The following is a 20,963-nucleotide window of genomic DNA, read 5'->3' as shown; positions in this document are numbered from 1 at the left end:
AAGAAGAGCTTCATATGAAGCTCTTCTTAATTCCTTTTACTCTTCGGTTCATTTAATATCTCCGAAAAAATTATTCCTTTTAAAAAGTCATTTTTTAGGTCAATAGTAATCTTTTTTTCGTTGATTTCTTCAATCTCATAATAATCTCTATCTGAAAAACTTGAGTCATAAAGCTGTTTTTCCCAATCGCTTATCTTTTGTTCTAAAGATCTATCATCAGCTTTGTAATCCAGCTTATTTTCTAAGCTTCTGTTATTATCAAATTCTTGTGCTTTTCTCTTTTTAGAAGACTGATTTGAAAGTCCCTTAGGTTTTTCGTAATTAGTTTTATCAATAGTATTTGGTGTATTAGTTTTTTTACTCTGTTCGATCTTTTTTTTCTCTGAAAAACTTCTAAAAAAAGTAAAAACTAATATCACAACTAATAATTCAAAAATATTCATGGAATCACTTCCTATTTATCTTTCTTCGTTTCATTTTCTCCAGTAAGTTTAGATATTGATGATCTCATATCTGTATCTGCGAGCAAATTTTTCATATTATAATAGTCCATAACTCCTAAATTACCTTCCCTCAATGCTTGAGCAATTGCTAATGGAACTTGTGCTTCGGCTTCAACTAATTTAGCATTCATGGCTTGAACCTCAGCCTTCATTTCTTGCTCTCTTGCAACAGCCATAGCTCTTCTTTCTTCAGCTTTAGCCTGTGCTATTTTCTTGTCTGCTTCAGCCTGATCCATTTGAAGTTTTGCACCTATATTTCTTCCAACATCAACATCTGCTATATCTATTGAAAGAATCTCAAATGCAGTACCTGCGTCTAATCCTTTTTGTAACACAGTGTATGAAATGCTATCAGGATTTTCAAGTACTCCTTTGTGTGTTTCAGAGCTTCCTACTGTGGTAACGATTCCTTCCCCTACTCTTGCTATAATTGTCTCTTCGCCAGCTCCTCCTACTAATCTTTCTATATTCGCTCTGACTGTAACCCTTGCAATGACGATAACTTCTATACCATCTTTTGCAACTGCAGCTATCTTAGGGGTTTCAATAACTTTTGGATTTACACTCACTTGAACAGCCTCAAGCACATTTCTCCCTGCTAAATCAATAGCTGCTGCTCTTTCAAAATCCAATGGTATATTAGCTCTTTGTGCTGCAATCAAAGCATCAACTAATGTATTTACGTTTCCTCCTGCTAAATAGTGAGCTTCTAATTCATCAATATTAATGTTTAATCCACCCTTAGTAGCTTTAATCATCGGGTTTACTATTTTATTAGGCACAACCCTTCTAAGCCTCATTCCTATAAGTGTAGATATTTTTACTTTTACTCCTGAAAAAAATGCTGTAATCCAGAGCCCTATTGGAACGAATGTAAAGAATAAAATCAAAAGTATCACGATTGCAAATGCAATTAGTATGGTTCCTATCATTTCATTTCCTCCTTATAAATATTTTGCTTCCTTCTACTCTTACTACAATTATCTCAGTATCTTTAGGTAAAAATCCTTCATCTGAAATAGTATCATATTTCTTATTATCTATTAAGCTAAATCCAGATGGTCTATGATCAGTTATTGTTTTACCGGTTTTTTCATTTAAATAAGACCTATCCTCGCTGCTAATGTAGCCTTTTTGAGTATCTAATTCATTATTAAGCACAATTTTGTTAAATAGTTTGCTGTTATAGCCTTTTCTTACTAAAATAACTCCTAAAGCTGTAGCAATAATTATTGAAATACTTAATGACATTACAGCATATTCAACATTGCCCATAGCTAGTACTATTCCGACAACAATGATTATGATCCCAGAAATTCCTGGAAGCCCAAAACCAGGTGCCAGAGCTTCAATGCCGAGTAATATTAATCCGACAACAAATAAAATAATAGCTGTCCAGCTAGAATTGCCTGCCAAGATATTCCCTCCAAAATATAAGCCAAATCCAATTAAAGATATAGCAGCTCCCACTCCAAATCCAGGTGTAAATATCTCTAAAACTAAACCCACAAACCCTAAAGTTAGCAATAAAGTGCTTACTGTCGGATTGGAAATTGCTTTAGCAAATCTAATTTGAAGATCTTCTTCTACTATTTCTATATTAGAATAATCGATATTAAAGTACTCTAACATCTCATCATAGTTGGATGATATCAATTGGGCAACTTCTAAATCTAGTGCTTCTCTTGCGGTCAAACTTAAAAGTTTTCCTTTTTCAATAACGTTTTCAATTTCTATGTCAGAATCGGCCATTGATTCTATAATAATAGGATCTATTCCCCTTAATTGAGCAGTATCTCTTAAAACAGATCTCCACATAGACAAGGCTTTTTCTGTGTTAGGTATAGTTTCTGCCGAACCAATTACAGAAGTTTCAGACATTACAACATGTTCTGATGAAATAGTTATTAAAACTCCTGCAGAAATAGCTTTATTGTTAACAAATGAAATAGTGGGAATATTAGTAGAAACAATAGTATCTTTGATATTTATAGCTGAGTCTATTAATCCTCCGTATGTATCAATTTCAAATATTATAGCTGCTGCTCCTTTGTTGTTTATTTTATTTACTTCTTCTTTAACAAAATTTGCAGTAGCATTGTTTATTTCACCTTTTATAGGTATAACATATACTGTATTTCTGCTGCCTATTTCTTGACTAGCAAGTGAATATATTGGTAGTATTGCTAAAATTAATAAAACAGTAACAAAAATTAGACCAAATCGTTTTTTCATTGAATCACCTCCCTTACTTTAGCTCTATTAAACTATACCCAATATTTTCATCATTACACAAAAATAACCTGAGTTTCCTCAGGTTATTCTAATAGCTCTTTAACAGCTTTATTCACTAAGCTTCCATCCGCTCTTCCCTTTACTTTGGGCATTACTTCTTTCATGATTCTGCCTATATCTTTTGATGTTGCTCCACCCATACCTTCAATCGTATTTCTGACGAGTTCTTTCACTTCATCATATGACAATTGTTCAGGGAGATATTCTAATAGAATTTTCATTTCCGTTTCTGTAAGCTCTACTAAATCATCTCTATTCCCTTTTTTAAATTCCTCTATTACCATTCTTTTTTCTTTAAGTTGTTTGGAAATGATATCTAGTATCTCATCATCGCTAAGTTCTTTTCTATCGTCTACTTCTTTTTGCTTAATTGCTGCTCTTACCATAGTAATAGTGTTTTTCCTGATAGTGTCTTTATTCTTCATGGAAATTTTCATGTCATCCATTAATTTATCTTTTAGTGACATTATTTACACCTTCTTACTAATACCTAGCATTTTTCTTTCTTCTTGCTGCTTCAGATTTCTTTTTTCTTTTTACACTTGGTTTTTCGTAATGTTCTCTTTTCCTTACTTCTCCAATGACGCCTGATCTAGCACATTGTCTCTTAAATCTTTTAAGAGCATTATCAAGAGATTCATTTTCACCAACTTTGATTTCTGTCATAGACCCTTCCCTCCCCTCTTAACTACAAGAGTGATATAACACTAATAACTATGATATGATACTAACTCATTATACATCATAAATAACTATTTATCAACTGTTTTTAGCCTGGTGGCCATAACATTTGTCTTTTCCCTAATACATGAAAATGAATATGATCTACTGTTTGTCCCCCTAGTTCACCACAGTTGTTAACTACTCTGTACCCTTCATTTAGCTTATTTTCCCTAGCTAATTCTGGAATTAGCTTTACAATATGAGAAACCAATTCTAAATCTGTATCTTCAATCTCATTTAGCGACTTAATATGTTTTTTAGGTATAATAAGAAAATGTACAGGTGCTTGTGGGTTTATATCTTTTATAGCTATTACTTGATCATCTTCATATATTATATCGCTAGGTATTTCTTTTTTTATTATACTGCAAAACAAACAATCCACTTTTTCACCTCCTCTAATGCTAAATAGCAATTATTTTGTCTAAAGAGACTTCTTTTAGTGTCACATTTTTAATTTGACCAATTAAGTCAAAATCAGATTTTTTTATTACTCTTACATAATTAGTTGTGTAACCTTCATAAATAAAATCTTCGTTATTGTATTTTGATTCAAATAGCACATCTGATTTATGATTTAGTAATTTCTCATAAAATTCATTCATCAATTTTTCACTTAAATCGATTAGAGTTTTACTCCTCTTTTCTTTTATTTCGCTAGGAATTTGATTCTCCATACTGAAAGCTTTTGTCCCTTTTCTTGGAGAGAACTTAAATACGTGAATCTTTGAAAATTTTACTTTTTTGACAAATTCAAGAGTTTGTTCAAATTCATCATCTGTTTCTCCAGGAAACCCAACTATAATATCTGTCGTAATTCCAGCATTTGGGAAATATTCTCTGATCAATTCTACTTTTTCATAATATTCTGATGTGCTATATTTTCTGTTCATTCTTCTGAGTACAGAATCACTTCCGCTTTGAAGAGATAGGTGGAAATGATCACATAATTTATTTGTATTATATGCAATATCCATAAATTCTTTATCTATAATATTAGGTTCTATAGAACTCAATCTAATCCTTTTTATTCCGTCAATAAAGCTTAGATTGTATATTAAATTTTTTAAATTTATATTGCCTAAATCTTTACCATATGAGGCTATATGAATTCCCGTGAGGATGATTTCTTTAAAACCATTTTCAGCAAGTTTTTTTACTTCATTTTCTATTTCTAAATAGTTTCTGCTTCTTACAGGCCCTCTAGCATATGGAATTATACAATAACTACAATATTGATTACATCCATCTTGAACCTTTAAATATGCCCTTGTCTTGGATTCTACACTATTTATATTTATTTTTTCAAATGTTTTTAGTTGATTTGATGAAATTACTTTATTTATTCTTTTACCATTCTTTTTAAAGTCTTCACATAATTCAACTATCATATTTCTGTTGTTGGTACCTATAATAATATCTACATCTTCTATTTTTTCAACTTCTTCTGGCGATACTTGAGCATAGCATCCAACAACTGCCACTAGACAATTGGGGTTGATTTTTTTAGCTTTTCTGATAAATTGCCTTGATTTTCTATCAGACATATTTGTCACTGTGCAAGTGTTTATTATATAAATGTCTGCAAAATCTTCTTTATCAACAATAATATAACCTTTATTTTTAAACAACTCTATCATTGATTCCGTTTCATACTGGTTAACTTTACACCCCAAAGTATGAAAAGTTACTCTTTCCATTTAATCACTCCTAAATCATTTGTTTCATATAATAAAATAGTAGATATAACTATTCCTGCTGTTTCTGTTCTAAGAATCCTTGCTCCTAAAGATACTGTGATTGCATCAATTTTTTTAAGTTTCTCAATCTCTTCATCAGCAAATCCACCCTCAGGACCAATAAAAACATTTATTTCATTTGCATTTACATAATTCTCTCTAACTGAGTGTAAATCCTCTATATTTTCATTTTCATATGGAACTATTGTAATATTGTTCTTAAACTGATTCAAAGCTTCATTAAAATCAATTATTGTATTTACTTTGGGAACTATATCTCTTTTTGACTGTTTTGCCGCTTCATATGCAATATTTTGCCACCTTGTAAGTTTCTTTATCTCTTTTTTTATGTCATTTATTTTTACAATAGTTCTAGAAGTTATAACAGGAGTAAATGATACCACTCCTACTTCGGTGCATTTTTGTATAATCAATTCCATCTTAGTTGATTTAGGAATCGCCTGAAACAAATTGATTTTCAATTTTGGCTCATTGGAAATATTAGTTGTTTCAATAATTTTTAAATCTACAGAGTTTTCATTTAGTTTTTCAATTTCACATATGAATTTTTTAGGTTCGCAAACCAACTCTACGGAATCGCCTATTTTCATTCTCAATACATCTTTAATATGTTTTGCATCTTTCCCTTTTATTGAGATATTTTTGTCCTTAGGTAGTTCATCTATAAAAAATCTATGCATTTTATCTCCTCTTTGCAACAATGCAAATCCAGTCGTTCATATTTTTTATTTCCAATATTTCAAAATCATTTTTGTTTAAAGAATCTAACACAATGTCTTTCTTTGAATCAATTATGCCTGAACAAACAAAAATTCCGTTTTCTACTAAGTATTCATTTAATATGGGAATTGTATTTGCAACTACTTCAGCCACTATATTCATCACAATTAAATCTGCTTTTTCATCTATTTGGCTTAATAAATCTCCATGCCTTATTTCTACTATCGAATTTACTTGATTATCAACTATATTTCTATTTGCTATCTCAACACTAGTTAAATCTAAATCAACACCTATAACCCTATTAGCTCCAAGCTTAGCAGCTATTATGCTTAAAATTCCACTTCCACAACCTATATCAAAAACTGTTTTACCTTGAAGGTTCAAGTTTTCTAAAGCTTGTCCGCACATGTAGGTTGTTTCGTGCATACCTGTTCCAAAAGCCATGCCAGGGTCTAATTCAATAACTATATCTCTGTCATTTGGTTTGTGTTTTTCCCATGATGGTTTAATGATTATATTATTCCCAATTCTTAATGTATTAAAAAAAGCTTTCCAATTTTCTGCCCACTCGCTCTCATCTCTAATATTTATAGATATTGATCCTAAATCCTTTTTCCCAATTTCCTCCTCAATCAAGGATTTTATTTTCTCAATATCGTCTACTTCAGAAAAATATGACTTTATTAATATAAATTCGTTTAAATTCTGATTTATTTCTATATCTATAAAATCCCACTTATCCTTTTGGGAAATTACTTCATTTATGGTATCGTTATCTATTATCTCTAACCCCTTAGCTCCAATGTCGTATAAAATATATGTTAAAAGGTCTTCATTGTCTCTATTTGTTTTAATCGTAAATTCATACCACTTCATCCCAACACATCCTAAAGATTATTTTATAATATTATACATTAAAAAATTATAATTTACTATATATGAATTAACAACCACTGAAGTGGTTGTTAATGAAAAACATCTTTTACTTTATCAAAAAATCTCTTTTTATTTGGTGCCTTATATTGTTCCCCAAATTCTTTTGACATATCTATAAGCATCTTCTTTTGTTTGTCGTTTAAATTAGTTGGTATAACAATCTCTACTGTAAAAAACAAATCCCCTCTACCTGTACCTCTGACATAAGGTACTCCTTTGTTTTTTAATCTAAATGTTGAATTAGACTTTGTGCCTTCTGGTAAACTATAACTTACATTCCCCTCTAATGTAGGAATTTCTATTTCTGCACCTAATGTTGCTTGAGTGAAGGTTATTGGAACAGTTACATATAGATTATTTCCTTCTCTTTTAAATAAAGGATCTTCTTTTACCCTGATATATACATATAAATCCCCTCTAGGTGCATTTTTCTCACCTATATTTCCTTCGCCTCTTAATGTTATAACATTACCATCATCCACACCAGCTGGTATATTTATTGTTATCTTTTTACTCTTTTGTTCTTTACCAGTTCCATTACAATGATCACATTTTTCTTTGATAATCTCACCAGTACCATTGCACTCGTCGCAGGGCATTACTCTAACCATTCTTCCAAAAGGCGTTTGTTGGTTATATCTCAGTTCTCCAACCCCTTTACATTTAGGGCATGTAGTTTTTGTGGTCCCTGGTTTTGCTCCGGTCCCATCACAATTAGTACATTCTTCCATTCTTGTAACAGAAATTTGCTTGTTTACTCCAAAGACTGCTTCTCTGAATTCTAATGTAATATCATATCTTATATCAGAACCCCGTTGAGGTCCTCTTTGTCTATTATTAAACCCTCTTGAAAAACCACCACCAAAGATGTCAAACAGATCATCAAATATATCCCCGAATCCACCAAAATCTGTTCCTTGTTGATTTACACCTGCATGTCCATATCTGTCATATCTTGCTCTTTTTTCTTCATCGCTTAATACTTCATAAGCTTCATTTACTTCTTTAAATTTTTTTTCGGCCTCGCTATCATTTGGATTTAAATCAGGATGGTATTTCTTAGCCAACCTTCTAAAAGATCTTTTGATTTCTTCTGAAGAGGCATTTTTACTAACTTCTAGTATTTCATAGTAATCTCTCACAGCCACACACCTACTCCTATTAGTAAAATAAAATTTTGAGTCAAAGCTAATTTTTTAGCTTTGACTCTTTATTTTAATTAGTCTTCATCAACTACTTCATAATCAGCATCTTCTACATTATCAGATTTGTTATCTGATTGAGCATCATTTTGTTGGTATTGAACATTTTCATACAATTTTTGAGAAATTGCTTGGAATTCGTTGGTTAATTCGTCTGTTTTCCTCTTAATATCTTCGATGTCGTCACCTTCCAATGCTTTCTTTAATGCTTCTAATTTCTCATTAACTTTATTTTTTTCACTCTCTGAAATTTTCCCTTCAAGATCTTTTAAAATCTTTTCAGTCTGGTAAACCATTGAATCAGCATTATTTCTTATTTCAATTCTTTCCTTTTTCTTTCTGTCTTCTTCTGCGAATCTTTCAGCTTCTTTAATTTTCCTTTGTATTTCTTCTTCAGACAAATTAGTTGATGAGGTTATTGTTATCTTTTGTTCTTTTCCAGTTCCTAAGTCCTTAGCACTAACATTTACTATGCCGTTAGCATCAATATCAAATGTAACTTCTATTTGTGGAACTCCTCTTGGTGCTGGTGGTATGCCAGTTAACTGGAACCTTCCTAATGTAGTGTTGTCACTAGCCATTTGTCTTTCTCCTTGAACTACATGTATATCAACAGATGTCTGATTATCAGATGCTGTAGTGAATATTTGTGATTTTCTAGTTGGAATAGTTGTATTTCTTTCAATTAATCTTGTTGTTACTCCACCTAATGTTTCAATTCCTAATGACAATGGTGTTACATCTAATAGAAGTAAATCCTTAACTTCTCCGCTTAGGATTCCACCTTGTATTGCTGCACCAATCGCAACGCATTCGTCTGGATTGATGTCTTTTTGAGGCTCTCTCCCTATTATCTTTCTAACAGCTTCTTGTACTAGAGGGACTCTTGTAGATCCTCCAACTAAAAGAACTTTTTCAATTTGATTTGCTTCTAATCCAGCATCTTTTAAAGCTTGTCTCACAGGCTCAATAGTTTTTTCTACTAAGTCAGATATCAGCTCTTCAAACTTAGCTCTAGTTATATCCATATTCAAATGCAAAGGTCCTTCACTAGTAGCTGTTATAAATGGTAAATTTATATTGGTTGATTTTGTTGTAGATAGTTCTTTCTTAGCTTTCTCAGCTGCTTCTTTTAGTCTCTGTAAAGCCATCTTATCATTTCTTAAATCAATACCATGTTCTTTTTTAAATTGTTCTGCAATATAATCAACTAGTCTATTATCAAAATCATCGCCACCTAGCCTATTGTTTCCTCTAGTAGCTAGTACTTCAAATACTCCATCGCCTACTTCAAGTATTGAAATATCGAAAGTACCTCCTCCTAAATCATATACCATTATCTTATGTTGACCTTGCTCTTTATCAAGTCCATATGCTAAAGCTGCAGCAGTTGGTTCATTTATAATTCTTTTTACATTTAATCCAGCAATTTTACCTGCATCTTTTGTAGCTTGCCTTTGAGAATCTGTAAAGTATGCAGGCACAGTTATTACAGCTTCGGTTATTGTCTCGCCTAAATAGCTTTCAGCATCTGCTTTTAATTTTTGCAGAATCATAGCCGAAATTTCTTCAGGAGTATATTCTCTGCCATCTATTTTTACTTTATAATCAGTTCCCATATGTCTTTTTATAGATTGTATCGTCCTGTCTGGGTTTGTTATTGCTTGTCTCTTTGCTGTTTCTCCAACTAATCTTTCTCCATCTTTTGTAAATGCTACTACGGATGGAGTTGTTCTATTACCTTCTGAATTAGGTATTATTATTGGTTCTCCACCTTCCATAACTGCAACAGCTGAGTTTGTTGTACCTAAATCAATTCCTATTATCTTACTCATAATATCTCCTCCTTTATTTTGATACTATTACCATGGATGGTCTGACTACTTTATCTTCCATTAAATAACCCTTTTGATATACCTCAACTACAGTTCCTGATTCATCATTAGTCTCTACAGTCGATATGGCATGATGAATGTTTGGATCAAATTTTTCCCCTAAAGCTTTGATTTCTTTGATATTATATTTATCTAAAACATCATAAAGCTGGTTTCTTATCATTTCTATTCCCTTATAAAAATTATCTTCTTTGTCATTAGCAGACTCTAATGCTCTTTCAAAATTATCTATAATTGGAAGTATATCTGATATAACAACTTGTATTCCATAATTAATAGACTCTTGCTTCTCATTTTCTGTTCTTTTTTTATAATTTAGAAAATCAGCTTGCAATCTAATAATTTTATTATTTAAATCTTCTATTTCTTTTTCCTTTTCTTTAAGCAATTCTTTTGTTTTATTTATATCCTCAGCCTCCTCAGTATTATCCTCAGGTTCAATTTTTTCATTTGATGGGTTAGATTGAAGTTCTGATTGAGTTATTTCTTCCTCATTCAATTTTTTCCCTTCATCTGCCATTTTTATCACCTCTCATTACTATTAAAATAGTCATCAATGATATCCGATATACTTTCTGAAAATGTTCTGATCGTCTTAATTAACTCAATATAATTCATTCTCTTAGGTCCAATAATCCCAATTTTACCTACAATTTCACCTTCAGTATTGTAAGTAGCTGATATAATGCTTAAATCTTTCATAGAATCATTGTTGTTTTCTTCTCCGATCTTAACATCTATATCTTCCAGATTAGTGTTATTAAGAGCAAAAATCAGTTTTTGTTTGTCTTCTAATAGAGAAATAACTTCTTTAGCTTTATCAACATCCCTATACTCCGGAAACTCAAATATGTTTGTTAAGCCATCTGCATATACTCTCAATCCTTCATAATCATCCATAGTACGAGAAAGCATAGGGATTAGTTTTTTTATTTCATTTTTATACTCAATGTAATCATCTAATATGTCTTTATTGATTTCATTTGTTATCTCAGTAAAAGTCTTATTCTTAAATTTCTTGGATAAATAGTTACTAATATACATTAAATTATCTTCAGAAATAGTTTTGTCGAGATTTATAGTTGATTTTTTTATCAATCCAGTTTCATTTACCATAATAACAAGAATTTGATTTTCATCCATTTGTAAAAGTTGTATGTGTTTTATTTTAGTTTCTTTTATTTGAGGTGATAATGCCACGGCTGTGTATTTAGTTAATTGAGAAAGAACTTTAGCTATGTCTTGAATAAGTTGATCAATTTCTTTATATTCTTCTTTTAGAAATTTTTTTATCTGTTCTTTCTTATTATTATCCAACTCAATTATGCTATTTTGAAAAAAATTATCAACATAAAACCTATATGCTTTATCTGAAGGAACTCTTCCAGATGAAGTATGTGTTTTATTTAAATAGCCTAAATCTTCTAAATCTGACATTTCATTCCTTATAGTAGCTGAACTTACCCCTAGGTCATAGAACTTGGTTATTGTCCTTGAGCCAATCGGTTCTCCAGTAACTATATAGCTATCAATAACTGCTAAAAGGATTTTTAACTTTCTTTCATCCAACATCTTAATCACCTCTACTATTTGGATGATTATTAGCACTCTTTATTGTTGAGTGCTAATTCTATATATAAACTATCATTCTATTTTTAATTTGTCAAGTATTTTTGTGTTAAATATAAAAATCCAATTCTACTATATTGCTGAAATCAAGTCCTTTTTTGGTCAATTTAATTGTTTCTTCATCTTCATAAATATTTCCATTTTGCTTGTTTTTGATTATTGCATCTTTATAGTAATTCTCAATATCTATTCCAAAATTCTCTTTAAAATGTTTCTTATTGATTCCTTTATTCAACCTAATACCTAAAATAATATACTCTGTCATTCTAGAAATATCGTCAATATATTCCTCAGAAGATACAGGAAGTTTGTTTTCCTTGATTTTCTTATAGTATTCATCAAAATTTGAATAATTAGAATATCTTGTATTTTCAATGTATGAATGGCTATTTAAACCTAAGCCTATATAAGGCATTAAAGTCCAATATTTCAAATTATGTCTGCACTCAAAACCTTCTTTTGCAAAATTAGAAATTTCATATTGTTTATATCCATTCTTTTCCAATAACTCTATAGCTTTGTGATACATAATTCTCTCTTCATCTTCATTAGGAAGGTTTAATTGCCCATGCTTTTCCAATTCGAAAAACAGAGTCCCTTCCTCAATTATTAAGCTATATAAGGATATATGAGTAGGCTTAAGTTTTATAACATTTTCTAAATCTGTTAAAACATTATAAATGGTCTGATCAGGAAGACTTATCATCATATCTATATTGTAATTTTTAAATTGATTTGTCCTTATTAATTCTACTGCATCTAAAACATCTGCAGAGTTATGAATTCTCCCGAGTTTTTTCAAAATATCATCATTCAATGACTGTGCTCCAATACTAATTCGATTTATCCCAATTTCATGATATATTGCTAATTTTGTATTATCTAAAGTTCCAGGATTTGCTTCTATAGTTATTTCCGCCTCACTGTCTACTTTAAAACTTTGATTTATTTCATCAATGATAGTTTTTAAGTGCTTGCTATCAATTAAGGAAGGAGTGCCTCCTCCTATGAAAATTGAATTTACTATATAATCTTCATTTAGAGTATTTCTATATATTTGTATTTCTTTTGTAATATAATTAATATACTCTGATATTTTTTTGTCATTGCTACTAAAAGAAACAAAGTCACAATAATTACATTTCTTTAAGCAAAATGGAATATGAATATAAACTCCTAATTCTTTCATCTTAATCTACTTCTTCTCATCATATTTTAAAACACTTAAGAAAGCTTCTTGAGGTACTTCTACTGAACCTATTTGTCGCATTCTCTTCTTACCTTCTTTTTGTTTTTCTAGTAATTTCTTCTTTCTTGTTATATCTCCACCATAACATTTTGCTAGAACATCTTTTCGCAAAGCTCTAATTGTCTCTCGAGCTATTACCTTCGAGCCAATTGCTGCTTGAATTGGAATTGCAAATTGATGCCTAGGTATTATATCTACTAGTTTCTCTGCAATAGCTCTGCCCCTCTCATATGCTTTGTCCAGATGAACTATCATAGAAAATGCATCAACTAACTCTCCATTAATCAATATATCTAATTTTACCAATTCACTCCTGTTATATCCTTTTAATTCATAATCAAATGATGCATATCCTCTTGTCTTTGATTTTAAAGCATCAAAAAAATCGTATATTACTTCATTTAGAGGCAATTCATATTTCAAATTAACTCTCTTTGCATCTAAATATTCCATATTAATAAAAATCCCTCTCTTGTTTTGGCAAAGCTCCATGATTGCACCAACATATTCTGAAGGGGACATTATAGATGCAGATACTACAGGCTCTTCAATATAATCAATTTCTGAAGGTTTTGGTAAATTTGAAGGGTTTTGAATTTCAATTACTTCTCCATCAGTCTTATGAACACGGTAGATTACACTTGGAGAAGTTGTAATTATATTTAAGTCAAACTCTCTTTCAAGTCTTTCTTGAATGATCTCCATATGTAGTAACCCTAAAAATCCACATCTGAATCCAAATCCTAGTGCTTGCGATGTTTCTGGTTCAAATACTAAGCTGGCATCATTTACCTGTAGTTTTTCCAGTGCATCTCTAACACTATTAAAATCTTCTCCTTCTGCTGGATAAATACCACAATATACCATCGGTGTAACCTTTTTATATCCTGGCAATGGTTTATCTGTAGGATTAAAAGCATCAGTTATAGTATCCCCCACTCTTGCTTCTTTTACATTTTTGATGCTAGCTGCTACATATCCAACTTCTCCAGCACTTAAAAAATCAATAGGAATTTGTTTAGATGTATTTATTCCAACCTCAATTACTTCAAACTCTTTTCCCGTAGACATCATCTTGATTTTCATCCCGGGAAATATTTTCCCATCAAATACTCTTATGTAGCAAGTTACTCCTTTGTATGGATCATAATAAGAATCAAAAATCAATGCTTTTAATGGCTTTTCTTCATCTCCTTTTGGTGCGGGTATGTTTTCTACTATGCCTTCTAAAACTTTATCTATGTTTAGCCCTTCTTTAGCAGAAATAAAAGGAGCAAAAGAAGCATCTATACCTATGATATCCTCGATTTCCTGAACAACTTCTTCTGGTCTGGCGCTTGGTAAGTCAACTTTATTTATCACTGGAAATATTTCTAAATCTTGTTCAATAGCTAAATATACATTTGCAAGGGTTTGAGCTTCAACACCTTGTGTTGCATCTACGACCAAAATAGCCCCTTCGCAAGCTGCTAATGATCTGGAGACTTCATAGTTAAAATCTACATGCCCGGGTGTGTCTATCAAATTAAAAATATATTCTTCTCCATTTTTCGACTTGTAATTAAGTCTAACTGCTTTTAGCTTAATTGTTATTCCTCTTTCTCTCTCTAGGTCCATTTTGTCCAAAACTTGTTCTTGCATTTCTCTTTGCGTCATCATACCTGTTTTTTCAATAAGTCTATCTGCAAGTGTTGATTTGCCATGGTCTATATGTGCTATTATAGAAAAGTTCCTTATGTTTTTTTTGCTTACATGCATTAATTTCCCTCCAAATAATTTTATTCTAATATAGGAAATCCTCCCAAAATTGGGAGGTTAATTTAACTTTCCAAATCTAGAATCAAATGGATAGTATCTAAATTTAGCTATCCCTTTGATATCTTCTATTTTAACAGTACCAAAGTATCTGCTATCTTTACTAGCTCCTTCAGCTCTGTTATCCCCTAGAACAAACACTTCCCCTTCAGGTATTATCCAATAGTTTTCACTGTAAATATGTGTATATTCATCTCCCGTTAAATAATTTTCCTCAATTTGCACTCCATTTACGTAGATTTTACCGTCTGATATCTGAACTATATCTCCTTCAACTGCAATAACTCTCTTTATATAATCTTTGTTTTCCGAGTCAGGAGCACTTAATATAACGATATCACCAGGTTTAGGATCTGTGAAATACAGCGGCAGTTTAAAAGCTATCAACCTATCACTATCATGCAGGGTAGGGTACATAGAGTTCCCAACTACATATGTTGTATTAAATACAAATGTTTTAATTAAAATAGCAATAAGTATAGCTATAGCTATGCTTTTAATCCATTCAACCAATTCATTTTTCTCCTTCTTATTTTCATCATCAAATTCCAAGATGTTTTCCTCCCACTCATTCTAAAATAACCTATTGATATTATACCACTATATTTGTGTAAATCAATTAAAAGTGTTGACTTAATTACTTGAAAATAATATTTTTACTAAAGATGTAATTGATTAGTTAGTTTAACCTAATTGTTAATTTCCCTTGCAATAAAGTTATATTGATGGTAAAATAATTTTTGTTAGATTGTGAGGGAGGTGAAACGATGGCAAATATAAAATCTGCTGAAAAGAGAATATTGGTCACTCAAAAAAGAACTGCATTAAATAAAGCTAGAAAATCAGAAATTAAAACATACATTAAAAAATTTGAATCTGCTTTGCAAGCAAACCAAATTGATGAAGCAAGGGCTTTACTTAAAACGATTGACAAAAAATTAAAGAGAGCAGCCCACAAAAATGTTATTCATATGAATCAAGCTTCTAGAAAAATTAGTCAATTAACTAAAAAACTCAATAAAGCAATGTAATAAAAACTTCGGAGAACCCGAAGTTCTTTATTTTTAATTTAAATTTGCAAGATTGACAATTAACTTCTCAACTTCATATCTATCATTTACTGATTTGCTTTTTAAATTTTTCTCTGTTTCAATAACTAAGTATATGCATTTAACTAATCTATCTATAGTATATCTATTGCTTAAAGCAGAAATTTTGTTGAACTCATAAGGTTTAATTTTGAGTTTAGAAATTATTTCAGAATCAGTATAATTTGCCCTTCTATAACTTCTATAAGCTAACTGCAGCTTAAACTGACGATTTATCATATAAATTATCTTAATAATAGGTTCGTCTAATAGATAAATTTCTGAAAATATTTTTAGAGATCTTTCTACATTTTGTTCACCTATACTAGTTAATAAATTGAATATGTTTTGATCTAATAATTTTATTATAGATTTATCGATAGTATTTTTATCTATGATAGTATCGTCTGAATAAGTGACAATTTTTATTATTTCGTTTTCTAAATCATATAAATTTAGTTTCAAGTTTTTACTAGTATATCCACTTTGCAAAATTAAATAACTAATGTCTTGTTGAGTTATTGTCCTATTATAAGATTTGAATTTCTTGTAAATCCAATTAATTAAATCTTTTCCTTTAAGTTTTTCAAAATATACTATTTCTTCTTTTGAAAATAATTTCATGAATTTGGTATTACTGCTTAATTTTTTATTATTATCTAAAATAATGAGAATCTGGTGTTTTCCTAAATCACTTAGAACATTTTCAATTTGCTTGAATTCGTTATTCTCTATCAATTTTTCAGAATTAAATGCTATTGTTAACTTTTTTTCTGCTAAAAATGGTAATGTTTCAACACTATTTCTTAAATCATCAATGTCATTAACCTCAAAATTAAGCTCCAAAATATTCATTCCCTCTGTTCCTTCGGGAATATAAATCTTCTTCAAAAGGTCTAATGATTCTTTTATTAAATAATCTTCATCTCCAAGAAACAAATATTTTTCTTTTATTTCATTATTTTTAATAGATACAATAAATTCTTTAAAATCCATTCAATCGTTCCTCCAAATTTCTATAAATACATATTAATTTAAACGATAAATATAAATATAATATAAAAATAAATATATCAAACATTTTATCTATTAAATAACTATATAAATCTTCTTGATAAAAAGGTTTCGAATAAGTACTTAATACCAGTTTATCTTCTTTAATTATCACTCTTATTAAACCCGACTTATCGGTTCGATATATTTTGCTGTTTGCTTTCTCTAAAGTTTCAATTGTCTCATCTGCTGGATGTCCAAAATTATTTCCTTCTCCTACTGATATAATGCTAATAATAGGAGATGTTTTTTCTATAAACTCAGAATCTGAGGAAGTTTTGCTCCCATGATGTGCTACCTTTAAAATATCAACATCTAAGTCTAATGTTTTAATAAGTTCCTTCTCTACTTTTTTCTCAATGTCCCCTGTAAAAAGTAATTTATGTCCATTTGCTTTTACTAAGCAAACTAAAGAATTATTATTTCCACTGTCTTTTAAAATTGCGTTTTTCCCTGGCCACAATATTTCGATTTCAAAATTATCATCTATCATTATTTTGCTTCCGTTAGATAAAACATGAAATGGAATTTTACTCTTTTGGATACCCATTAAAAACTCTGAATCATCTGGTGTGTCACTTGAAACAATATTTTTTACATCGATATTTTCAATAATTGCTTTACTTCCTTTGTAATGATCTGCATCAAAATGAGAAATAATCATTAAGTCAAGTTTGTTTACTCCTGATTTTAGCAAAAAAGGCAGAGTAATATTCTTACCAACATCAAATTCTGAAAAAACAGAGCCACCAGTATCAATTAAAATATTCTTATCTTTATATCTTAATAAAGAACTATCTCCTTGCCCAACATCAATGAAATCTATGATTATGTCATTTTTAGTTTCAAAATAGTTAAAATTCATTACTAAAATAAATAAAATAGTGAAATATATGATTACTCTTTTTATTTCATTTTTTAAATTCAAAAAAAATTCAGGATTAAATATAAGTATTATTAAAAAAATATATATAGCAAACTCTTCTAATGATGGTGATTTGAAAGTGAAATTTAAATTCTCATATAAACTCAGTCTATAGATTAATGAGTTTTGAATATATATAGTATAATATAAAATATCAATCAATTTATTAAACAATATTGAAGAAAATCCAATTATCAAATTTATACTAGCAAGTGGTATAATCATCAAATTTGCTAATATTGAAAGAAAATTAAATGAGTTGAAGAAATAAATTTGAACTGGTATAAGACATATATTTACTGATAATATCGTTGATAAACTATTAATCAGCTTCCCCTTATAGGGATAAAAAAATTGATTCATTTTCTTAGAGAAAACTAATATCGAAAAGCTAGCTATATACGAAAGCAAAAATCCAACCCTAAAAATCCAAAATGGATTAATAAATAAACTAATTATCGCAGCAATATATAAAGAATTTAAAGAGTCATAAGGTTTATATACTAACGACGAATATAAACTCAAAGAAATCATCAATATTGCTCTCACACTTGACGGAGGATATCCAATTAAATAGCCATATACTGTTATAACAATTATAGTAATTATTAAATTTAATTTTCTGTTTAATCCTAAATTAGCTAATAAAAAAATAATAAATGAAGAAATCAAATTAATATGTAATCCTGATACTGCTAATAAATGAATTAAACCAATATCTTTGTATATATCGTATTGGTAGTCGTCAAGATAACTGCTATCACCTAAAATAGTACTAACCATTAAATCTCTGCTGTCTTTTGGCAAGGAACTAAAATTATTTTTAATCAAGTTTTGAAATTTTGTTTGAGCTATATACTTAAATGGAATACTTTGATTAATTATGTTTATAGATTCACTTTCTAAGTAAATAGTATAATGTATTTTTTTTGTTAGTAAATATTGTTTATAATTAAATAGATTTGGATTTGTATTTGTTTTAGCTTTTTTTATAGTCCCATTGAAGCTTAAAGTTTGTCCAAGTAAAAAATCATTTTCATTGTCTGTAGTAAGCATAATCCTTTCGTTAGTATTAGAATCATCGACCGATATTAATATGACTTCAAGTTTTGTCTTTTTATCGTCGATTTTAATTTTATCAATAATTCCTAAGTAATTACAATCTCTTCCACTATATTTATCTAAATCACTCGATAGTTGTAAATTGCTGATAATAATTGCTAAAATAAGTGGCAAGAAGAACAGTGATATTAACTTTTTACCTCGATTATCAAGTACTAATAGTATAACTATAAAACAAGTAATAAGAATAAATAATAAAAAAATATCTATTTTAAAAAAATAAGCAAGTAAAATTCCAATGATATAACCAAAAAGTACTAGAAACGAAGGCCTTTTCATCACTTTCTCCTTAGTCCATTTGAAATGAATAATATAATTATATCATATAAGAATATTTATGGTATTATTTATACAAAGGAGATGAATTGTATATGACGGAAAGATTATACTGGGAAAATCCATACTTATCCTATATTGATGCCTATGTCACCGAAAAATATTTAAAAGATGGTAAATGTTATTTGAAATTGAACAGAACTATTTTTTATCCAGATCAATCAGGAGGTCAACCAAGAGATGTTGGATATATAAATAATATTGAGGTTCAGGATGTATATGAAGATGGTCTTGATATTGTTCATGTTCTAAATGAAAATATTGATACTCTTGATGTAAAACTATCAATAGATATGGAAAGAAGATTTGATCATATGCAACAACATACTGCTCAGCATGTACTTTCAAAAGCTTTTTTGAATATATTTAACTGGCAGACTGAGAGCTTTCATCTTGGATCAAAATATAGTACAATCGACATATCAACTAAAGAGATTACAGAAAAGGAAATTGAAAAAGCTGAGCTATTAGCAAATAAAATCGTTCAATCAAATTTCAAAGTTAGTTCGTATATAGTAACTCCAGACAAATTAGAAAAAATACCTATAAGGAAAAAAATAAATATTGATGAGAATATTAGAATAGTTGAGATTGATGGTTTAGATTATTCAATATGTGCTGGTACTCATGTTTCTTCAACAGGAGAAATTGGAATCATTAAAATAGTTGGGTTTGAAAAAGTTAGATCTACTATTAGATTAAAATTTATTGCAGGACAAAGGGCGCTTAATAATTATCTGTCTATATATTCTTTAATAGAAAACATTAGAAAAAGTCTATCAGCAAATGAGAACGATGTTCTAAAAAAAGTATTAGAAATTCAAGAGAATAATAAAAATTTAGAAAAACAATTAAAAGAACTTAAAAAAAGTATTATAAAATTAAAAGCTGAAGAAATTTTATCCAATTTAAAGACAATTGCAAGACTTAATTTTGTAATTAAATCTTTAGATGCTGATGATTATAATTATCTAGATGATATTAAACATTATGTCACATCTTATGAACAAAATATATTCCAAATATATACATTTGAGTCAAATAATTGCATACAATTTAATATTTCTTCACCTAAAGACCTTGATTTAGATTTGAAAACTATCTTCTACGAGCTCTCAAAAAAATACGAAATAAAAGGTGGTGGAAACACTCATAATATCCAAGGAAATATTAGAAAAGATCATAAAGAATCATTTATTAATGATGTAATTTCAAACATCATAAAAAGTTTAAATGCTAAATAAGTTTTGTGGCGGGAGTATGTGGGAATCGAACCCACCCAAGAGGCTCCTAACCCCTCGCGCTGGTTTTGAAGACCAGAGGGCACACCAGCACCCATCTACTCCCTTATTTTTGCACTTAATTAGTATAGCATACTATAATTAGTTGTCAAGGATTATACATTATATTTTTGTAATACAAAGAGAAAATATAAATTTAACTCTAAAAATTATTTTCAAATTTCAATTACTTATACTTAAATTTTATCTATCACGGGGAAATACTGCTAACCCCTTTTTCTTTAAAATAATATCCTACTCCCCACTTGGTCAAAATATACTGAGAGTCCTTAGGATTTTCCTCAATCTTTTCCCTAATCCTTCGGATATGTACATCTACAGTTCTTAAGTCCCCATAGTATGCATATCCCCATACTTTTTCTAATAATTCCTCCCTTGTGAATATCTTTCCAGGGTTAGAAGCTAAAA

Annotated in this window: 21 protein-coding genes and 1 tRNA gene; 2 read left to right on the top strand and 20 right to left on the bottom strand. The window is 29.6% G+C overall.

Annotated elements, in window-relative coordinates; genetic code table 11:
• Nucleotides 1-26: 26 nt before the first annotated feature.
• From ACTB1H_RS05275 to lepB, 16 genes are all read right to left on the bottom strand, one after another.
• Nucleotides 27-443, bottom strand: coding sequence for a hypothetical protein (locus ACTB1H_RS05275; RefSeq protein ID WP_463261788.1), 417 nt, complete (start codon nt 441-443; stop codon nt 27-29).
• A gap of 11 nt (nt 444-454) precedes the next feature.
• On the bottom strand, nt 455-1,435 hold the full coding sequence (gene floA, locus ACTB1H_RS05270) for a flotillin-like protein FloA (protein ID WP_463261787.1): 981 nt from the start codon (nt 1,433-1,435) through the stop codon (nt 455-457).
• A 1-nt stretch (nt 1,436) separates the two neighbouring features.
• Nucleotides 1,437-2,738, bottom strand: coding sequence for an NfeD family protein (locus tag ACTB1H_RS05265; RefSeq protein ID WP_463261786.1), 1,302 nt, complete (start codon nt 2,736-2,738; stop codon nt 1,437-1,439).
• 83 nt (nt 2,739-2,821) lie between these two features.
• Nucleotides 2,822-3,265 carry a GatB/YqeY domain-containing protein gene (locus ACTB1H_RS05260; protein WP_463261785.1) on the bottom strand — a complete coding sequence of 148 codons (444 nt, stop codon included), beginning with the start codon at nt 3,263-3,265 and terminating at the stop codon, nt 2,822-2,824.
• 16 nt (nt 3,266-3,281) lie between these two features.
• Nucleotides 3,282-3,464 carry a 30S ribosomal protein S21 gene (gene rpsU / locus ACTB1H_RS05255; RefSeq protein WP_463261784.1) on the bottom strand — a complete coding sequence of 61 codons (183 nt, stop codon included), beginning with the start codon at nt 3,462-3,464 and terminating at the stop codon, nt 3,282-3,284.
• Nucleotides 3,465-3,567: 103 nt separating this feature from the next.
• Nucleotides 3,568-3,906: a histidine triad nucleotide-binding protein gene (locus ACTB1H_RS05250; protein WP_463261783.1), complete on the bottom strand. Its 339-nt coding sequence runs from the start codon at nt 3,904-3,906 to the stop codon at nt 3,568-3,570.
• Between the two features lie 19 nt (nt 3,907-3,925).
• Nucleotides 3,926-5,221, bottom strand: coding sequence for a tRNA (N(6)-L-threonylcarbamoyladenosine(37)-C(2))-methylthiotransferase MtaB (gene mtaB / locus ACTB1H_RS05245; RefSeq protein WP_463261782.1), 1,296 nt, complete (start codon nt 5,219-5,221; stop codon nt 3,926-3,928).
• Nucleotides 5,209-5,961, bottom strand: a complete 753-nt coding sequence (locus ACTB1H_RS05240) for an RsmE family RNA methyltransferase (protein WP_463261781.1) — start codon at nt 5,959-5,961, stop codon at nt 5,209-5,211. The genes mtaB and ACTB1H_RS05240 overlap by 13 nt, the downstream gene beginning before the upstream one ends.
• A gap of 1 nt (nt 5,962) precedes the next feature.
• Nucleotides 5,963-6,880: a 50S ribosomal protein L11 methyltransferase gene (prmA, locus tag ACTB1H_RS05235; protein WP_463261780.1), complete on the bottom strand. Its 918-nt coding sequence runs from the start codon at nt 6,878-6,880 to the stop codon at nt 5,963-5,965.
• 89 nt (nt 6,881-6,969) lie between these two features.
• Nucleotides 6,970-8,088, bottom strand: a complete 1,119-nt coding sequence (gene dnaJ / locus ACTB1H_RS05230) for a molecular chaperone DnaJ (protein ID WP_463261779.1) — start codon at nt 8,086-8,088, stop codon at nt 6,970-6,972.
• 71 nt (nt 8,089-8,159) lie between these two features.
• On the bottom strand, nt 8,160-9,977 hold the full coding sequence (dnaK, locus tag ACTB1H_RS05225) for a molecular chaperone DnaK (RefSeq protein WP_463261778.1): 1,818 nt from the start codon (nt 9,975-9,977) through the stop codon (nt 8,160-8,162).
• A 13-nt stretch (nt 9,978-9,990) separates the two neighbouring features.
• The gene (gene grpE / locus ACTB1H_RS05220) at nt 9,991-10,557 is read right to left on the bottom strand and encodes a nucleotide exchange factor GrpE (protein ID WP_463261777.1); all 567 of its coding nucleotides are present in this window, start codon (nt 10,555-10,557) and stop codon (nt 9,991-9,993) included.
• 5 nt (nt 10,558-10,562) lie between these two features.
• Complete coding sequence (gene hrcA / locus ACTB1H_RS05215) at nt 10,563-11,609, bottom strand: heat-inducible transcriptional repressor HrcA (RefSeq protein WP_463261776.1); 1,047 nt, start codon at nt 11,607-11,609, stop codon at nt 10,563-10,565.
• A 106-nt stretch (nt 11,610-11,715) separates the two neighbouring features.
• Nucleotides 11,716-12,855 (bottom strand): radical SAM family heme chaperone HemW, encoded by a 1,140-nt coding sequence (hemW, locus tag ACTB1H_RS05210; protein ID WP_463261775.1) that lies wholly within the window; start codon nt 12,853-12,855, stop codon nt 11,716-11,718.
• A 6-nt stretch (nt 12,856-12,861) separates the two neighbouring features.
• Nucleotides 12,862-14,673: a translation elongation factor 4 gene (gene lepA, locus ACTB1H_RS05205; protein ID WP_463261774.1), complete on the bottom strand. Its 1,812-nt coding sequence runs from the start codon at nt 14,671-14,673 to the stop codon at nt 12,862-12,864.
• A gap of 57 nt (nt 14,674-14,730) precedes the next feature.
• A complete protein-coding gene (gene lepB / locus ACTB1H_RS05200; RefSeq protein ID WP_463261773.1) occupies nt 14,731-15,282 on the bottom strand; it encodes a signal peptidase I in 552 nt (183 codons plus the stop codon).
• Between the two features lie 215 nt (nt 15,283-15,497).
• Here lepB and rpsT point away from each other — a divergent pair, with 215 nt between their 5' ends.
• Nucleotides 15,498-15,761, top strand: coding sequence for a 30S ribosomal protein S20 (rpsT, locus tag ACTB1H_RS05195; protein WP_463261772.1), 264 nt, complete (start codon nt 15,498-15,500; stop codon nt 15,759-15,761).
• Nucleotides 15,762-15,794: 33 nt separating this feature from the next.
• Here rpsT and holA read toward each other — a convergent pair whose 3' ends face one another.
• Both holA and ACTB1H_RS05185 read right to left on the bottom strand, forming a co-directional pair.
• Complete coding sequence (holA, locus tag ACTB1H_RS05190) at nt 15,795-16,814, bottom strand: DNA polymerase III subunit delta (protein WP_463261771.1); 1,020 nt, start codon at nt 16,812-16,814, stop codon at nt 15,795-15,797.
• Nucleotides 16,804-19,197 (bottom strand): DNA internalization-related competence protein ComEC/Rec2, encoded by a 2,394-nt coding sequence (locus ACTB1H_RS05185; protein WP_463261770.1) that lies wholly within the window; start codon nt 19,195-19,197, stop codon nt 16,804-16,806. The genes holA and ACTB1H_RS05185 overlap by 11 nt, the downstream gene beginning before the upstream one ends.
• 92 nt (nt 19,198-19,289) lie before the next feature.
• On the opposite strand from ACTB1H_RS05185, the gene ACTB1H_RS05180 reads away from it, so the two are divergent.
• Entirely contained in the window at nt 19,290-20,498 is a 1,209-nt protein-coding gene (locus ACTB1H_RS05180; RefSeq protein WP_463261769.1) for an alanyl-tRNA editing protein, read from the top strand.
• 6 nt (nt 20,499-20,504) lie between these two features.
• Here the strand turns inward: ACTB1H_RS05180 and ACTB1H_RS05175 are convergent.
• Nucleotides 20,505-20,601: transfer RNA gene (locus ACTB1H_RS05175), tRNA-Sec, on the bottom strand.
• A 144-nt stretch (nt 20,602-20,745) separates the two neighbouring features.
• On the bottom strand, nt 20,746-20,963 hold a 218-nt coding region (locus ACTB1H_RS05170; RefSeq protein WP_463261768.1), incomplete at its 5' end, for a winged helix-turn-helix domain-containing protein.

It is taken from the genome of Soehngenia sp. (genome assembly GCF_055108775.1).
This window is presented reverse-complemented; position numbering and strand designations above follow the sequence as displayed.